We start from the raw sequence: 17826 nt of genomic DNA on the forward strand, positions 1-17826 counted from the left end.
TCGTTTCCTTATTCCGTTGAAATTAAAGTAACTGGCTGAGGTGAAGCTGCCCCATCAGCAAGTGGTTATCGGCGTAATCCACTGGCACTGCCACAACAGCAGGCCCCTGAACATCCATCGCTTTGCGCAGCGTGGGTTCCAGTTCGGAGGCACTGTTCACCGCGAATCCCGCCGCACCGAATGCTTCCGCATAGGCTTTAAAATCAATGGGTCCAAAGTTCACGCCTGAAACACGCTGATATTTTTTCTCTTCCTGCATCGCCACCATGTTGTAAGCATTATCGACCCAGACAATGTGCAAAATGTTGGCGTTGAGCCTGACGGCGGTTTCCAGCTCCATGCTTGACTGCAGGAAGCCGCCATCTCCTGAAACCGAGACGACTTTACGCTGTGGATCGACCAGCCAGGCACCAATCGCCCAGGGCAAGGCCACGCCCATGGTTTGCTGCCCGTTAGAAATCATGATTTGGCGTGCGCGGAAGCTGTAGAGATAGCGGGCAATCCAGATATGGAAGCTGCCCATATCAACGGTGAGGCTGACGTCGCTGTTGATAATGTCCTGCATTGCACGCACGATGCGCAGCGGATGAAGAGCAAACTGATTCAGGCTCGCGCCCTGTAATGCAAGTAACTGCCGCTGCTGCTGACGGTCCTCAAGGATACTGGCAGCCTCCTTGCTGAGCTGTAACGGCTGGCTGACCTTTTGTGCCAGTTTACGCAGCGTGGCGGCGATGTTGCCGACCAGCTCCGCATCTGGCAAATAGCGGTTGTCCGTTTCCGCTGGCACAACGTCAATGTGGATTAAGGTGGCATTCCCGCTGTTCCACATGGCAGGTTCATACTCAACCGGGCTGTAGCCGATGGTAATAATCAGGTCGGCCTGTTGCAGCAGCTTGTCGCCTGCCTGATTGTTGAAAAGTCCCACGCGACCGGCAAAACGGGAAAAGTGCTCCTGACGAACGGCACCCGCAGCCTGATACGTGCTGGTTACCGGGATATGGCTGCGGTTTAACAGATCGTGAATGGCTTCGCTATTCTCAGGCTGGCTTGCCATCAGGCCCAGCAAGATCACGGGATTTTTTGCGTGGGCGATCTCACGACTGACCGCATCAATCATCACATCCGGTGCCGCACCCAGCGTGATGCGGCCGTGATGGCTCAGCACCTTACCCGTGACCGGCTGATCAACGATATCCTGTGGCAGGCTGACAAACGCACCGCCGCCGCGACCGTGTTCAGCGTGACGAAACGCGTTTGATACACATTCCGCCAGTGCCGACGAGTCGGTGACTTCAACCGCATATTTTGTCACCGGGCGGAACATGGATACGGTATCAAGACTCTGGTGAACCTGCTTGGCGCTGTCGGAGCGTTTGACCGCGCCCCCAATAGCCACCACCGGGTCGCCCTCACTGGTTGCGGTAGCCATACCGGTTACCAGGTTTGAGCAGCCCGGGCCGGATGTGACCAGCGCCACGCCAGCGTTACCCGTCAGACGGCCTACTGCCGCGGCCATAAAGGCGGCATTCGCCTCATGCCGCACGGGGATGGTCTGAATTGAAGAATCCAGCAGGGAATCAAATACCTTATCAATTTTTGCACCAGGGATGCCAAACACATGGCTGACGCCTTGCGCTTCAAGTTGCGCGACAACCAGGTCTGCACCGCAGTGCCAGAGTGTCGTATCAGAGAGAGTTTTCATATTTCAGGCCTCGTGATTAGCTTTCGACAGAACGGATGGCATCATCCAGATTTTCCGGCGTCAGGTTGGCATTAAGAAAGTCGGCGTTTTCAGGTAAATCGATCACCAGCTTGCTGATGGCACCAAAAGTCAGCGTGCCCTGCTCCAGCACATAATCCAGGATATGCCCACCGCCGGTTCTGTCGTCTGTGATGAAATGTTCGTGATATCCCGCGACGTTGATACCCTGCATGTACTGCGGCGTGCGGAAGCCAATAAGCTCGCCATGGCGGTGCGTGAATTCAAATATGGGCTGGTTTCCCAGAACTTCAGGCATCGATCGGTAAGGCCGGCACTGGCACGGAACGGTACGCGTCTGGACGGATGAAAAATGTCCGCTTACACGCAGTGCACAAAACTGGTTGTCGGAGGTGATTTCGCTGTCGATAAGCTGGTGCAGCGCATCGCGCTGAACCGCGCGTTCAAAAACGTGTTTATGCTTGGGTTGAAAAAAGGTCATTACCGCAAATGGCGTTTTCTGGTCAGGATCAGCAGGCCGGGCACTGCCATCGGCGCGCAGCTGATACACATTGCTGTCGAACGCAATGAGTTCACCATCCAGCTGATTGAAGGTTCCCAGACCAAAGTCACCTTTGCGCAGTAAGTCAGCAATCCTGGTTTCACCGTCATAAACACCACTCAGCAGCGCACTCATCAAAGAGGTTTGATACATAACACTTTCTGGCATGTTTTTTCGCAGCTTTTGAACGGTATCTTTTAGTTGATCCTCGCAGGAACAATCAGTTACAAAATTGCTCATCGGATGCCTCGTAGGTTAACTGTTAAGCCGTGTTAACATAATGGTGACCCTGTTTGCGGACAGAATCCAATAGCAAAACCTGTAAACTTTGAGACGTTTTTAATATGGAACTGCGCCATCTACGTTATTTCGTTGCTGTCGCTCAAACGCAGCACTTTACCCGAGCGGCCGAACTGCTTGGCATTTCGCAGCCGCCACTCAGTCAGCAAATTCAGCGACTGGAGCATGAAATCGGTACGCCGCTGTTAAAACGACTGACGCGCGGTGTGGAACTGACGGATGCAGGAAAAACATTTCTGGCGGATGCGATTGAAATCATTCAACTCGCCGATCATGCGCTGGAAAAGGCGAAAGGCGTTGCCCGGGGGATCTCTGGCAAAATGTCGCTGGGCTTTGCCAGTTCGGTGGCATTTGATCCCAACGTCTTTGAGATTATTCGGCGATTTAAAGATCGCTATCCCGCCCTGGAGCTGATGACGCGGGAAGAGAACATGTCATTGCTTATTCAGGATCTCCAGGAGGGATTGCTGGACGCGGCATTTCTTCGTCTTCCCTGCGAAAGCAGTAAATCGTTTAATTTGCGCGTCATTTCTACCGAACGGATGCTGCTGGCTTTACCTGCTGCGCATCCTCTGCAACAAAAATCCAGCATCGCGCTGAGCGAACTGGTGCAGGAAACCTTAATTATTTTTCCGCGAGACGTTTCACCCAGCCTGTATGAGCTTATTGTCAGTGCCTGTTTGCGCGCGGGTTTCTCCTCATCGTCTTTTCAGCAGGCTCCGCAAATCAGTTCTTCTCTAGGTATGGTTGGCGCAGGTTGCGGTATAGCCCTTATACCGGAATCGATGGTTTGCGTGCAGAATCCGCAGATTTGCTTCCGGGAAATCGCCAACAATACGCTTTTTACCGATGTGGCTTTTGCCTGGCGGCGGAATAATGCGTCTAAAGCGGTTAACCATCTGTTGTCGCTGATTTCAGAAGGTCAAAGCGTAAACTGATGCACTGCTGTAAGCAGCCTTTTTCATCCGCTCACGGCCGTCTTCCTTATTCAGGGTAAAAATTTAGCGGTTGAGTTCCATCCCGTTTTAATAAACACATTTTGCTGGCACGTCTTATTTTCTGCTCTGCCGCCGATGAAAAAAGCGTGAGATATTGTCCGTTAGCCTCTTCGCATAAGTGAAAGTAACCTTCGCATTACTTTTATTTATGCACCCTGGCGGTGCAACAAAGTCAATATCCTTTGAAACAATTCATTAACTTTTTGACCCCCTTCAAAGAACTGATAAATCATAAAATTTTTGGTTTATGCACTAACAATGCCTTATTTATGCACGAAACAGCCGCATCCGGGGCAGATAAGTCGAAATATTATTCACTCTTATTCACCGTTAATCGAAATAGCATGGGGATAATGACCGCCTGGTCGACATCATATTTTCTCTGGTAATGATAAATTATGTCGGCGCGCTTAAGCGCGCGTCATCCCACGGCTCAACACAATAAATAACTTCGATAAGAAAGGTTTTGTATGGATAAGTTATCTTACGCGTCTGACAGTAGTACTTCAGCCTGGTCCACCTACCTACAACAAATCGATCGCGTTGCGCCTTACCTGGGCGACCTTACGCGCTGGATTGATACTTTACGTCATCCTAAGCGTGCATTAATTGTTGATATTCCTCTGCAAATGGATGACGGCTCCATTCGTCATTTTGAGGGTTATCGTGTTCAGCACAACCTTTCACGCGGTCCGGGTAAAGGCGGGATTCGCTATCATCCCGATGTCGATTTAAATGAGGTTATGGCCCTTTCAGCCTGGATGACCATCAAGTGTGCCGCTGTCAATCTGCCCTACGGCGGGGCAAAAGGTGGGATTCGTGTCGATCCTTTTAAACTGTCTGAAGGCGAACTCGAACGTCTGACGCGCCGCTATACCAGCGAGATCGGTATCATCATTGGACCGCAAAAAGATATCCCGGCCCCCGATGTCGGCACCAATGGCAAAGTGATGGCCTGGATGATGGATACCTACTCCATGAATCTGGGCACCACGGTGACGGGTGTGGTGACAGGTAAACCTATTCACCTTGGCGGCTCCCTCGGCCGTGAAAAAGCGACCGGCCGTGGTGTGTTCGTCACTGGCCGTGAGGTTGCTGGCCGAGCCGGCATCCAGATTGAAGGCGCACGTGTCGCCGTACAGGGATTTGGTAACGTAGGCAGTGAAGCCGCCCGGTTGTTTAGTCAGGCGGGCGCGCGCGTTGTGGCGATTCAGGATCACACTGCAACGCTGTTCAACGCTGACGGCATGGATATGGATGCGTTGACACAATGGCAGACTGAAAACAAGCAGATCGCAGGCTTCCCCGGTGCACAAAACATCGAGAAAGAGCGTTTCTGGCATACGGAAATGGATATTCTGATCCCTGCCGCGCTGGAAGGACAAATCACGCGGGAGCGTGCTGAGATCCTGAGCTGTAAGCTGGTGCTCGAAGGCGCTAACGGTCCGACCTATCCGGATGCTGATGATGTTCTGGCAAACCGCGGTGTGATTGTTGTACCCGACGTGATTTGTAACGCCGGGGGTGTGACAGTCAGTTACTTCGAATGGGTGCAGGATATGGCCAGCTTCTTCTGGAGCGAAGAGGAAATTAATAAACGCTCAGACAAGATCATGACGGAAGCCATGGTTCACGTATGGGAAAAAGCCAAAGAGAAAGCGTGCTCGTTGCGTACCGCAGCCTATATCGTGGCCTGCGAACGTATCCTGATGGCACGTAAAGATCGCGGTATCTATCCGGGTTAATGACTGAAAACACAACCCGCACCGTGCGGGTTGTGTTTTAGCGGTTTACCGCGCGTTAGCGGAACTGCTCCACCGTTTGCGCCAACTGCTGCGCCTGATCTTCCAGCGAGCTGGCGGCTGCAGACATTTGCTGCACCAGTGCGGCGTTTTGTTGTGTCGTACCGTCCATCTCGTTAACTGCGACAGTGACCTGACCGATACCGCGCGCCTGTTCATCAGAGGCAGAAACGATTTCATCAATGATGCTCTGCACTGACGATACGGCCTGCGTCATCTCATGCATCGTTTTGCCTGCTTCGTTAACCAGTTTCACGCCGCTTTGAACCCGAACGCTCGATTCTTCAATCAGGGCAGCGATATCTTTCACCGCGCCCGCACTTCGCTGCGCAAGATTACGCACCTCAGAGGCCACGACAGCAAAGCCTCGTCCCTGCTCGCCAGCGCGCGCCGCCTCAACCGCAGCGTTAAGGGCCAGAATATTCGTCTGGAAGGCGATGCTGTTGATCATCGTAGTAATGTCACCAATTTTCTTCGAGCTGTCATCAATCTGTGACATGGTCTGCACCACCTGCCCAACCAGCGCTTCGCCCCGGCTGGCGATTGAGGTGGCATTTTCGGTCAGATTCGTGGCCTGTTGAGCATTATCGGCATTCAGGCGAACCGTTGCGCTGATTTGCTCCATGCTGGCTGCAGTCTCCTCCAGCGCAGCCGCCTGCTGTTCGGTACGCGATGCCAGATCGAGGTTACCACTGGCAATCTCGCTAGCCCCTTCTCGCACCGACGCGCTGGCATCTTTGATTTGGCCCACAATAGATTGCAGCTGGCTTTGCATGGTATGCAGCGCATAAAACAGGCTGCTGTTGTCGCCCGGTGCAACGTGAAAGCGGTTACTGAGCTTACCTTCCGCAACCGCCAGCGCTATTCTGGCTGCCTCTGCGGGCTCGCCGCCGAGCGGACGCATGACTTTGCGATTGAACAAGAGCCCCAGTACCGCGCCGACCAGCAGGATGCTTACCAGCATCAGTCCGATAGCCCAGTAGAGTTGGCGATTCGCCGCAGCCATCACCTGGCTGACCGGTGCGACAATCCCAACGTACCAGGGCTTATCGCTATTGCCTACCGTGACCGGATACCAGGTATACATGGCTTTTTCGCCCAGCACAGGGTCGTCATGTTCCACAATTTGCTGGGTGAAATTGTCTTTTTCCCCCTTCCACGCTTTGCCCGCCTCATCTTTATCTGGCGAGGAAACGACTTTGCCTGTGTTAGAGAGCAACAGGGCATAACCGGTGTCCTGCCAGGGTTTTATCTGGTTAACTTTCTTTTGTAGTGAGGCAAGGGAGATATCGGAAGTCACCACGCCGTAAAGTTTACCCTGATCGATAATGGGTGAGGCTACAGAGGTCAATAACGTTGGTATACCATTGTAGGCATAACTGTAGGGCTCAATCAGCGTATCTTTTCTTGTCTGCTGGGGAACCAGATAATAATCACCCTGACCCGGCGTTAAAAAGGACAGTAACGGATGCATGGCGTAATTACCGGCCTGATCGCGGTCAACAAACCAGGCATAACGGCCCTGTGGCGGCTGTCCGCTCTGACCTGCAAATTCAGCATCACGACCATCAAACGCGTTGGGTTCAAAAATCACAGACATCGAGAGATAATCAGGATTGGCTCTGAGTGAATATTCCATGATTCTGTCAGCGACTTTACGATCGTTAATGCCCGCTTTGGGTAGAGCAATCAGACTTTGGCCTAAGCTGTGCGCCATATTAAGGGCATAACTCAGCTCTTGTTGAATTTGCAGCCCGCGACTTTGAGCGATCTGCTGCAGATAATTTTCGGCCAGCGTTTTTTGTTCTTTTGCCGACTGCCAGCTCAGAACACCAATCGTCACGGTAAACCCAAGCGTAATCGTCAGGCCGCCCGCAAGAAGCATCTGCGTGCGGGTACTCATGGTTTTTTTAATGGGTTGAGTGGTCATATTGATTCCCCTGGAATACACCGGCTAAATTAACCACCCTGTCAGATACAATCTTTCATGTCCCTGGAATAACTATCGGCGCGCCAGAATTTAACTTTAATAAGATGAATCAAAGCCAGAATCGGCTCACATTATCCGTTGCGGGCAAAAAGAGGATTTATGATTTCGAAAGACAACGCAGAACATTATGTTTGGGGAAATAACTGTGATGGTTGGCATCTGCTGAAACGCCAGGATTTAAGCATTATTCATGAACATATGCCGCCTGCGACTGCTGAAACCCGACACTTTCACGTTCAGTCTCGCCAGTTCTTTTTCGTTTTAGAGGGAGAGCTGACGATGGAAATTGAGGGCATCGTGCATCTCCTGCAGGCGCAGCAAGGCATTGAGATCTCACCGGGTGCGAAACATCAGGCACGTAACGACGGAAATGACAGTGTCACTTTTTTAGTTATTTCCCATCCGACGACCCGAGGCGATCGTACCGATCTGACCTGAACATGGCCATAATAATACGCAGGAATCCGTTACTGATCTGAATAGTATTGATATGAAACAATACATAGGCGAGGATTAAATGGCAGTCTGTGCCCTCTTCTAACCAGGCATAACTGAACCGGGAACCCATTCATGCTAAACAAATCAGGCTGGTTTCATGGTTATGTACTTTGCATGACGTGCATGGCCAGATACCTTCATCACTATGCTTTTGCCGTAACGCATTTGATTCGCTGAGAAGGATCAAAAGACCCACGCTGAGTCGGTCATTGACGGATAAAAGACAGGAAACGAGAGTGGTTATGCTGGAAGCAGGCTTCCAGCATAACCCGGTCAGGCGGCTTTGACGGCGCGGACTTTCTTGTCACTTTGCGGCGCATGATCAGCATCCGTCGCTTCAGGGGCGCTACCGCCTGAGGTTGACTGAGGCAGTTTACTGGTGCGAAGAATGTGCTGCACGGCGTCTTTTTGTTCTGCCAGCAACAGGCCGAGTGTTTCAGCCTGAGATTCATCCATCTCCGCCTGATGAGTCAGCAACCAGTCGGTGAACGCTTCCGCCATATCCAGCATTTTGTCGTAGGCATCAGCCTCTTTTTTGTTGGCAAATGTCATCTTCTCTTCACCTTTTCTGACCACTACAAATTTTGTCTCAACAGCCATAGTTTTGCCCTCAGGTACTGTGTATTTATACAGCATACCACAGTAATCCGCATTTTCCAGAGAAGAATCACCACGCCCGATAAACCTGACATGCGGTTCAGATTTTACAACGACGTGGTCAGCCCCGCCCCGCGCATCACGCCAGAAGCGCTTGCATAAAATCGGCCAGGGCTTTTCGAGGATCGTCTTCTTCAGAGACGATCATTTCAATGCCCCACTGACCCAGCACTTCTTTTGCCACCGGGTTATTGCGGTTAGTGAAAAGGTACGACTTGGGGCGCGCAGTGGCCAGGCCCGTGCGCCCCCACATTTTGGTCAGGCGATAAAACAGCAGACGAATATTAAAGTCACTGATGCTGTAGCCCACGAACAACACCGAATTCCCCATGACATCATGGGTCAGTTTGATATCCAGCGGCGAATCAAAATAGAGGCGCTCAAAGTAACTGCTTTCATCTAAAACGATGGAGGTATCATCATCAAAGTCGCCGTGCAGTTTAATGATGTGGCGCTTGTCTTCAGTTAATGACACCAGATCGGCCGCATTCGCGACTTTTGAGTAAGGCACACCGTGCGCCTCATGTGCCGCTTCCAGCCAGCGGTCATAATTGGTGGTATAGATACGCGAAAAGTTGCCCTGCGTGATCATGGTGTGAATTTCAGAGCTACGAACATCAATATCCGGCCGATGCCATTCGCGATCCATCCAGCTTCTCAACGGCCCTAGCGATCCTTTTTTTTGCTTATAGTATTCGGCCAGGGAAAGGTGCGTACCATAGGTATTAAAAATTTTGGGATCGTACCCCAGCTCGTTGGCCAGATGGGCAATGAGCTCATGCCATTCTGGCAGGCCAAGATTGCGGGACAGGCCTGCACCGGCAAAGAGTATCAGCTTACCGGAGTCATAAGCCCGCTTCAGTTCAGGTTTCATGCCACGCCTCGTGCTGTTTTTAAGAAGGACGCGAAGCGGTCCAGTGCAATGCGACGGTTTGAGATTTCATTTTTCTTGTCGCCCATCTCAGCGAAGGTTTGATCGTAGCCTTCAGGAATAAACACGCAGTCCCACTGAAAACCACGCGGGCCCGCCGGTTTTGAGGCAATAGTGCCACGTAATTCGCCGTAAAACTGATACATTTTGCGCCCGTCACAATAGCCCAGTACGGTTTTGGCCGTGACACCCTGGCTATCGAGGCCATTAACGAGGGAGGCAAAACGATCGGCATCCAGCCGGTTCCAGAATATGCGCGTCAGCCCCGCAGGCAGGCCATTCAGCCCATCGAGATAAAGTCCGGTATGCTCAACGAAGAGAGGACGCCCAATAATTGAGAAGGCTTTTGTGAGTTTGTCCCGCACCAAATCCAGCTCATTCTCTGTTTGAATTTCTTCAATACGACGAGCGATCGGCAAGACTTCGACGCCCACTGGCTCCAGGATTTCACGCACCTCCGCCAGTTTTTGCTCATTAGCCGAAAGGAATCTGATTTTCATACTTCTTCCAGGTGAATTAGTTTGCCTCAGACAGCGCTATCATAGCGGCAGAATGGAGGATTAACGCTGGTCAGTGTAGCGCAAATCCCTGACTTTCTGGCCTGGCAATTACGTCAAAACGTGATGGATCAGCGATTTGCGCCGGGCCGAAGGGGAGAAAGCAGGGGAAGCAAGCGCCCCGGGTGAGGCGCTCACTGGTGAAAGTCCGCGTCTTCAGAAACGGTAGCTGGCAGTCACAGAGACGTTGCGGGGTTCACCGTAAACGATGTCCCCCGCAACATTCGTGTCATAGGTTTTATCAAAGAGATTATTAATATTGCCCTGAACAGCAAAATTTTTCGTCACCTGGTAGCGGCTAAATAAATTGACTAACGCATAGCTGCCCTGCTCAGCACGCCACGTTCCGTTTCCTTCCGGTGCCGAATTATCGCTCCAGACGTGCGTTTGCCATTTCACTCCGCCACCCACAGTCAGATCAGGGAACATGGGTAAACGGTAGCGCGTAAAGACGTTTAACTGCGTTCGCGGTAAGTCGGGTTTTACCGCCGTGCCATCACGCTGTTCGGCAATATAACGCGTGCCTCCCAGGGTCATCTGCCAGTTATCTGTGATTGCGCCGTTAATTTCGAATTCAATTCCTCGGCTTACCGTACCATTTTTGCCTTCATACGCTGACTCGGTGGTACCCGGAATAATGCGACCGGTGGTCTGTGCCACATTATCCAGCTCAGCCCGAAAGACCGAGACTGACGTGGTCAAGCGGCTGTCGAACCAGTCAGATTTAACGCCGGCTTCGTAGTTCTTACCAATAACCGGCGCCAGATAGGCACCTGAGAGATCACGATATGACTGCGGTTGAAACACGGAAGTATAGCTGGCGTACGTTGACCAGTTCTCATCAATGTCATAAATCAGACCCGCATAAGGCGTGATGTTATTTTTTTCCATATCGTTGGTCAGTGTATTTTTGCTCCAACGGGTGTAACGTGCGCCCAGTATCAGATTTAACGGATCCGCCAGTGAAATACGGGTGGCAAGGTAGCCCGAGCTTTGTCGGGTAATATCCTGCTGGGACAGGGTGCGCGCCGCCCAATCCGTTTCCGGGAACTGGCCGTCAAAAAGGTTAAAATTCCCCAATTCTTCTGGCGAGATATTCGCAAAAGTACCGTAGTAAGTGTTTTTTTGTTTGCTGTAGCTAACACCGACCATTAATTCATGGGTGCGCCCGAAGAGTTGATAAGGGCCACTGGCAAAAGTATCCACAGCATCGACTTGACGTTTGGCTGCATTATATCCCGTGCCCGCAACGACAGGATAATCCGCATAGGGAGAAACGCCTGCACCCGTATTTTTGTCAAAATAGCCGGCGATATACATCATTTTGCTGTTAAGCGTTGACCGATCATGGGTGCCGTTAAGGGTCCATTGCCATCCACTTGCAAAAGTGTGTTTGAGCCGGGCAAAGAGTTTTCTGCTCTCTTTATCGTTATAAGTCCAGTCAGGGGCGGTATTAAAGCCGCGACGAAAATGGGTTTTACTACCGTCTGTGTACCAACGCGGTAAACCGCCCCACATTGGGCTGTCAGTATTCAGCTGCTGAAATTCATAGCCTGCAGATAATGTGGTGGCGTCATTGAGATCGGCATCAATCACCCCATAAACAAATTTCTTTTCAGCACCATAACGCTCAATAAAGCTATTATTATCCTGATAACCCGCAATCACTCTGCCTCGAACATTTCCTGCAGCATTCAACGGGGACTGCACATCCATAACGTAACGCTGTTTATTCCAGCTGCCATAGCTGGCGGATATCTCGCCTTCTGGCTGGTGACTGTCGGCATGTTTACGTACCATGTTAACGGCAGCGGAAGGATTACCGGCACCGGTCAATAACCCGTTTGCACCCCTGACCACTTCAATGCGTTCATATAATGCGCTATCCGTCTGTGCATCACCCAAATTCCAGCGTTCTTCGAATACAGTAGGAATACCGTCAATCAGGTAATTGTCGATTAAAAACCCGCGAGAATAATAGGTCTTACGATCCATATCCGCTGTGCTGGTCTGAATAGCCGTGGTGTTGTCCAGAACATCATTTAACGACTGTAGCTGTTGGTCTTTCATGCGCTGCGCGCTGATGATGCTTACAGACTGAGGAATATCGCGCACGGTCGAAAGTAACTTATTGCCCGCGCGGGTAACAGGTACGCTGTAGTCCGAGGAAGTATTTTCGGAAACCGGCTGTTCAGCCGCAGTAACGATAAGCGTCGGGTTGCTCGTATTCACATCCGATGGCGTCTCTGCAAACGCATTATGTGAAGATACGCCTGCCACAAGGGTTGCCAAAAGTGATAAGCGTGAGGGAACCAGAGGAAAAGTGGGCTTCACGCGATCCCTGTTCAGGAGGGGGATATTCAGAAACATTCTAACGCCTCGTTTTCTTTTTTTTAGCTGCCACTGCCCTGCATCAGTCCCAGTTAACTACCGTGCGGGCTGGCCATCAGGAATAAGGACAAAAACAACAACATGTAAAAACAAATGAGAAATATACTCATTTAGATTATCATTGCAAGTTATTGTTAACATTTATCTTTAAAAGCGTCAGAAAAGCCGATGTGTGTATTCTGTTGATAATGCAGATGTTTTAGCGCAAGTCGGGCACAGTACTTCTGAACCCGAGCGCGTGACGTAACGCTGAAATTAGCTGGCCTGGATATTTTTGAGCCATCCGTTTTACCCCTGTGTGAACAGAATTATTTCTCACACTCGCTTATGTCTTTTTTCCTTATATATAATGCGGTCATTATCTGAGACAGGTGAACTGCAGGTTTAAACAATATGGAAAAAATGGGTAAAGGCTGTTATTGACAACGGTGATGTGAACGTTATTGCCCTTATTGACGCTTCGCTTATGTTCAGATAATACAGACTTATGGCCGTTGGGTTGACAGAGAAAACGTTCAGCCTGGCATGAAGCCTGGCACAGGTTACAGGTTGCTTTATCGAGTTTGTGTAATTGCGAAATCCGGAATGCTATTTTTCTCAGATCGGGTAAAGCCGTTTCTCATCTTTGCAAAGCAGCCAACAGCTGCAACGGTCGGGTTATGGAAGGTTCGAGGGATGTCTGGCATCAAAATCAGGGTTTACATATAACAAAACGTTATCCTCAATAGCGGTTTTTTTAGTAAGGCATTTCGTCCGCTCAGACCAGCTTTTATTTAAGGGTGGCTATTATTAACTATACGTTATCATTTCTCTCTGACGAGACAAATCACATCATTCCAGGTTTACAACGTGACGACAAATCAAGATAGCCAGGTATTAGGTTTTGATTTTCATTGATTTTTTAACTTAAAAAAGAGATTCTATAATTCATGTTGTGTAGAACCTGCTCGCCTTTCATTGGCATGAGGCGGTTTAAATATGTTTAAAACATCAATGTATTCCTAAACTTTATGCCGTTTCTCAGGTTCTGAAAGTCAGTAATAATCTTTACAGTAACAAATTTGTACATTTCGGACTGAAGAGATATTTCCTTCTGGGAATATTTTTCGTAGAATGGCTCTGTTTAAAATATTCGCTGTAATTTAAGGATTAATCAATGGATGCGCTCAAAGCATTAAATAACCTTCGTATTTTACGCGCACAAGCCCGGGAAATTGAGCTTGATGTGTTAAATGAGATGCTCGAAAAGCTTTCTGTCGTTGTCGCTGAACGCCGTGAAGAAGAAGAAGCTGAGCAAGCCCTGCTGCGTGAAAAAGCAGACAAGCTGGCTAAATATAAAGAAATGCTGATGAATGACGGCATCGATATTTCTGAGCTGATGGATTTACCTACAGAAACTAAAACAAAAGCTAAACGTGCCCCGCGCCCGGCTAAATATCAATATACCGACGAAAACGGTGAAAAGAAATCATGGACAGGTCAGGGCCGTACACCATCGCCTATTAAAAAGGCCCTGGATGCAGGCGGTTCTCTCGATGACTTCCTGATCTGACATAATTAAGCGGTGTTGATGAGGACACCGCTTTTTTATTGGAAACAGCCTGACTGTCCCGTTAAAGGCTCATGACCATGACAGAGGAACTGTCTAATTTCAGCCTTTCGCCTTCATAACGATGATGTAGAAAATGGTAACTATCACTGTTGATAATTACCTGTAATGATTCCGAATACTTTTCCAGTGCAGCGCGCATCTGCACGACATAGTCGTGCGTATCGTAAACACGATCTATCCCTTCTAATGCATGATTCATGATTTTTCTTGCCACGTCGTTTGGCGTGTCCAGTGCAGATAACTTTGAGCGTGCCGTTCGCCGCAGGTCTCGTGGTGTAAAATGTTCCAGTCCCAGGCCGCGCGGTGCGCGCAACATGCGTCGCAGAGCCTGATTAAGCGCACCTTTTGACAGCGGTTGCATCACATCGCGTGGTGCCGGTACCAGCCAGGGCGAAGCAGGATCGCTGGCCTTTAACAATGACTCGATACACAGGCGCATCAGGGAAGAGACCGGCAACGTATGTTCACGTTGCGATTTGTTTCGCGTACCTTGTTTCCACAGTCCTGACTGTAAATTAAATTCTGCTTTACGAGCCTGAACGATCTCGTCTGGTCGTCGCGCGCTCACCAGGCAAAGCCGCAGTGCCCAACGGGCCTGTTCAGAAAGCGCCCAGTTGTCCAGCCCATGCCAGAACACCCAAATCTCAGCATCCGACAACTGTCGACTGCGCGGTGAGGCCGCACGGCCTGCAATGTCACGTTTTTTTATTGAAGCAACAGGGGAATGCTCAAGATAACCCTGCATTTCTGCCCAGGATAAAAACTGTTTTGTCAACGCGAATACGCGCCGCGCCTCTTCCTTTTTACCCTCTGAAATCAGTATGTTATATAGTCTGTTTAGTCGTAATCGCGTCAGATTCTTCAGCGGGAGTGAGCCAATATTCGGTAAGACATGCCGGAGAAGGGAGGAAATCGCGATTTCAGGACGGCGACGCGTAACGAGTAATGACAGCTTTACCCAGACCTTAATGACCTGCTCGACCGTGCCCTCGTCACCAAAATTATCGACTTCAGACAGCGAAGCCTTTCTGATCTGCTCCAGCCATACCATAACGTGATGGCCGACATGGGGCGACCTTGTATTTATGCTGATTTCAGCCACTGCCCTTCCCAGATAATAAAGCCGTATTGCAGATTCTACCTTTCTGCCGACTGTGACTCCAGACCTGTTAAGTCTGGAGTCACAAAGACGTCGCTACGCTGATTCTGAAAAGGAATCAAGGCAAAGAGCAAAACGGCAATGACTGTGTTAACGCCTCGACGCTACGCAGAGAGACTGCCCTTCCCCGTGACATTCGCCAGGAGAGACGTTTTTCTACACGCCGGCATTGCCGTCGGTATTTTCAGAGAGGAATAAGGTGTTCACTGGATTGCCCGGCACTTAACACGCCGAAGGATGTGGGGGCTTTACGCGGCGCTGTGCAGCAAGCGCAACATGGCGTTGCCCCGTCATCGCTGACGAGACAACGGGAAACACGTTAATGACGGGGCGGGCGCGCTAAGCGGAGGTTTTCACCATAGCGTACATCTGCTCAGATTAAGATTGCGAGACTGGAGAGGATTCTTCGACAAATACAGCGTGCGTTTGCGTGGCAGCATCCATCTGGCTAACGGCAATACTGACCTGAAAAATGTCCTGCCTGTATTGATAAGGACAGCGAAATATTATCCATGGCATCGGCCAGCTCACCGGCCATACCGACAATTTTCAGAATACGTTTTCCGGTGCCGGTTGCCACGATGGGCTTATTCATCACATCCCTCCTGAACGAAGAGGAATACGTTAACTCCCTGCACAGATCCGCGATTGTGTTAACCTGGCAATACAATCACGTTTTTTATTGTGCGCAGAGATATCGGGATAAAACGTCAGCTTTTACTGAAGGTGTAGTTAAACACTTTGCCATTTTTTGTCTGTACCGTGAGCGTTTCACCTGCCGAGGTAGCCAGCGCTCGGGCTTTACTGTATTTCCACATCAGTAACTGTTGTCCGTTGGGATACGGGGATTCCGTGTCAGGCGGGCCAAACATCGCGATCAGATCCGCTCGGGTTGTCAGGCCTGGCCTGATTTTCTGAACGGTTGCTGTATCAACATTGCGACCCACTGAGCTGGAGCATGCGGCTAGCGCAAAGATCAGGCCTGTGACGAAGAGTGCTCTCATAAGGTTAATCCCGGTGGTTAAGTGCAACGTGAACACGCGTAATCCTTTTATGATGCTGTTTTAAGGCGTAAGAGCCCCGGATAAAATACCACCGCCTGCGTTAAACCTCCCGCACATTACCGCCACTCTGCACAATCCACACCGCGTCTTGTCAACGGACATCCGCAACCGGCGTGTAACTGAAGCAGCGGCAACAATCAGACAAAGACAAATCTTTGTCTGATTGTACCCAACCCATGAATTGCAGACCTTAGCGCGATGGCCAGGACGGAACAGGCGTGATGCGTCAATATCGCAGATTTTCAACAGTAGATTATGGTTCATGATCTGCGAAGTAACATGAAAAGTTAACCTGGTTAATACCGCATAGGTTTATGAAGTTTAACTCGGTCAAAGAATGGTGTTCGACTTTGCTGATCGGTCACATCAAAGACTAACTCTGCCCGGCACGCCAATAAAAGGCGCGGGATCAGAACAGATTAAATACGCACTCAGACTGTGCCATGAAGTTAGAAATTCATCGCGCTACCGTAAGAATGGCGCTCTAAGCATTTTATGACCGGTTAATTCAGCTTTCACTGTCACCCCAAAAAGCATAATCTATATATAAAACGTATACATTCCATATAGGCTTCGCATGGGCATTGTTAAAATATCCGATCTGATGCATGAAAACTTACGCATCGCCAGCCAGGCGATGAGCCGCTCAATAAATGCGCAGGCTGAGCACTGGTTAAAACTGGGCATGCTGGCCGAGCTGTATCCCCAGCTGACACAACACGAGCTTGCTCAAACATTAATCCGCATCGAAATGAACGGCGGTGCCGATATTCGCCAGGTACTACATCATGCCGATTTAACCCCACAAGGAGAAGTGTAATGGGGAACGTTAAGATCCATTCTGCAGAAGAAATTGAAAAAGCCCGTGCTGCCGGGCATGCTGCCGCCCAGGTGCTGGCGATGATCACCCCTCATGTACGCCCGGGGATCACGACAGAGCAACTGGACGATATCTGTCATGATTTTATTGTCAATGAACTCAACGTTACGCCCGCCAATATCGGTTATCACGGTTACACCCGTACCACCTGTACTTCCGTTAACCATGTTGTTTGCCACGGGATCCCGGCGGCCAAAACATTAAAAGAAGGTGATATTGTGAATATCGATGTCGCCATTATTAAAGATGGCTGGTATGGCGATACCAGCCGAATGTATTTTGTGGGGACGCCATCCGTGCGTGCAAAACGGCTGGTGGATATTACCTATCAGTCCATGGTTGCAGGCATTAAAACGGTTCGCCCGGGCGCGACACTGGGCGATATTGGCGCCGCTATTCAGCGCCTTGCTGAGAGCGCGGGTTTTTCCGTGGTTAGGGAATATTGCGGTCATGGCGTCGGCGAGATTTATCATACCGAACCTCAAATTCTTCACTACGGCACGCCGGGCGAAGGAATGCCTTTACAGGCAGGGATGATTTTTACCATCGAACCCATGATCAATGCTGGAAAAGCAGGGACCAGTGTGCTTTCTGATGGCTGGACGGTGGTTACAAAAGATCGCTCGCTGTCTGCCCAGTGGGAGCATACCGTCGCCGTCACCGAGACGGGCTTTGACCTGCTCACGCCCTGGCCTGAAGGCACTGGCGACTATCCGGCTATCTGAT

At 50.2% G+C, this 17826-nt stretch carries 15 protein-coding genes and 1 pseudogene; 6 read left to right on the forward strand and 10 right to left on the reverse strand.

Going from position 1 to position 17826, the window contains the following annotated elements; genetic code table 11:
- Window positions 1-22: 22 nt before the first annotated feature.
- Window positions 23-1702, reverse strand: coding sequence for an acetolactate synthase AlsS (gene alsS / locus EL29_RS22115; RefSeq protein ID WP_014604595.1), 1680 nt, complete (start codon window positions 1700-1702; stop codon window positions 23-25).
- 16 nt (window positions 1703-1718) lie between these two features.
- Window positions 1719-2501: an acetolactate decarboxylase gene (budA, locus tag EL29_RS22120; RefSeq protein ID WP_028716046.1), complete on the reverse strand. Its 783-nt coding sequence runs from the start codon at window positions 2499-2501 to the stop codon at window positions 1719-1721.
- 104 nt (window positions 2502-2605) lie between these two features.
- On the opposite strand from budA, the gene EL29_RS22125 reads away from it, so the two are divergent.
- On the forward strand, window positions 2606-3499 hold the full coding sequence (locus tag EL29_RS22125) for a LysR family transcriptional regulator (RefSeq protein ID WP_013027800.1): 894 nt from the start codon (window positions 2606-2608) through the stop codon (window positions 3497-3499).
- 530 nt (window positions 3500-4029) lie between these two features.
- Window positions 4030-5304: a Glu/Leu/Phe/Val family dehydrogenase gene (locus EL29_RS22130; RefSeq protein WP_028716047.1), complete on the forward strand. Its 1275-nt coding sequence runs from the start codon at window positions 4030-4032 to the stop codon at window positions 5302-5304.
- A gap of 55 nt (window positions 5305-5359) precedes the next feature.
- On the opposite strand, the gene EL29_RS22135 is transcribed toward EL29_RS22130, so the two are convergent.
- Window positions 5360-7291: a methyl-accepting chemotaxis protein gene (locus tag EL29_RS22135; protein WP_019105853.1), complete on the reverse strand. Its 1932-nt coding sequence runs from the start codon at window positions 7289-7291 to the stop codon at window positions 5360-5362.
- A 159-nt stretch (window positions 7292-7450) separates the two neighbouring features.
- Here EL29_RS22135 and EL29_RS22140 point away from each other — a divergent pair, with 159 nt between their 5' ends.
- Window positions 7451-7789 carry a cupin domain-containing protein gene (locus EL29_RS22140; RefSeq protein WP_019105854.1) on the forward strand — a complete coding sequence of 113 codons (339 nt, stop codon included), beginning with the start codon at window positions 7451-7453 and terminating at the stop codon, window positions 7787-7789.
- A gap of 333 nt (window positions 7790-8122) precedes the next feature.
- Here EL29_RS22140 and EL29_RS22145 read toward each other — a convergent pair whose 3' ends face one another.
- The 4 genes from EL29_RS22145 to fhuE all read right to left on the reverse strand — a co-directional run bounded on the left by EL29_RS22145 (window position 8123) and on the right by fhuE (window position 12364).
- Window positions 8123-8449 carry a YebG family protein gene (locus tag EL29_RS22145; RefSeq protein WP_014333057.1) on the reverse strand — a complete coding sequence of 109 codons (327 nt, stop codon included), beginning with the start codon at window positions 8447-8449 and terminating at the stop codon, window positions 8123-8125.
- A gap of 136 nt (window positions 8450-8585) precedes the next feature.
- The gene (locus EL29_RS22150) at window positions 8586-9380 is read right to left on the reverse strand and encodes an SIR2 family protein (RefSeq protein WP_013027795.1); all 795 of its coding nucleotides are present in this window, start codon (window positions 9378-9380) and stop codon (window positions 8586-8588) included.
- The gene (locus EL29_RS22155; RefSeq protein ID WP_013027794.1) at window positions 9377-9937 is read right to left on the reverse strand and encodes a non-canonical purine NTP pyrophosphatase; all 561 of its coding nucleotides are present in this window, start codon (window positions 9935-9937) and stop codon (window positions 9377-9379) included. Before EL29_RS22155 ends, EL29_RS22150 begins: the two co-directional genes overlap by 4 nt.
- Before the next feature lie 213 nt (window positions 9938-10150).
- Window positions 10151-12364, reverse strand: coding sequence for a ferric-rhodotorulic acid/ferric-coprogen receptor FhuE (fhuE, locus tag EL29_RS22160; protein WP_028716048.1), 2214 nt, complete (start codon window positions 12362-12364; stop codon window positions 10151-10153).
- A gap of 1177 nt (window positions 12365-13541) precedes the next feature.
- Between fhuE and EL29_RS22165 the strand changes: the two genes are divergently transcribed.
- The gene (locus EL29_RS22165) at window positions 13542-13937 is read left to right on the forward strand and encodes an H-NS family histone-like protein (protein ID WP_013028069.1); all 396 of its coding nucleotides are present in this window, start codon (window positions 13542-13544) and stop codon (window positions 13935-13937) included.
- Window positions 13938-13998: 61 nt separating this feature from the next.
- Here EL29_RS22165 and EL29_RS22170 read toward each other — a convergent pair whose 3' ends face one another.
- The 3 genes and pseudogenes from EL29_RS22170 to EL29_RS22180 form a co-directional block, all read right to left on the reverse strand.
- Window positions 13999-15099, reverse strand: a complete 1101-nt coding sequence (locus tag EL29_RS22170) for a tyrosine-type recombinase/integrase (protein ID WP_028716049.1) — start codon at window positions 15097-15099, stop codon at window positions 13999-14001.
- Window positions 15100-15534: 435 nt separating this feature from the next.
- A pseudogene (locus EL29_RS22175) lies at window positions 15535-15736 on the reverse strand (methyl-accepting chemotaxis protein); the annotation flags it as partial.
- A gap of 130 nt (window positions 15737-15866) precedes the next feature.
- On the reverse strand, window positions 15867-16160 hold the full coding sequence (locus EL29_RS22180; RefSeq protein ID WP_033766331.1) for a hypothetical protein: 294 nt from the start codon (window positions 16158-16160) through the stop codon (window positions 15867-15869).
- A gap of 637 nt (window positions 16161-16797) precedes the next feature.
- Here EL29_RS22180 and EL29_RS22185 point away from each other — a divergent pair.
- A complete protein-coding gene (locus tag EL29_RS22185; RefSeq protein WP_013028065.1) occupies window positions 16798-17040 on the forward strand; it encodes a ParD-like family protein in 243 nt (80 codons plus the stop codon).
- On the forward strand, window positions 17040-17825 hold the full coding sequence (gene map / locus EL29_RS22190; RefSeq protein WP_013028064.1) for a type I methionyl aminopeptidase: 786 nt from the start codon (window positions 17040-17042) through the stop codon (window positions 17823-17825). Before EL29_RS22185 ends, map begins: the two co-directional genes overlap by 1 nt.
- Window position 17826: the final 1 nt, after the last annotated feature.

Source organism: Pantoea ananatis LMG 2665 (assembly GCF_000710035.2).
In the GTDB taxonomy this organism is placed as follows: Bacteria; Pseudomonadota; Gammaproteobacteria; order Enterobacterales; family Enterobacteriaceae; genus Pantoea; species Pantoea ananatis.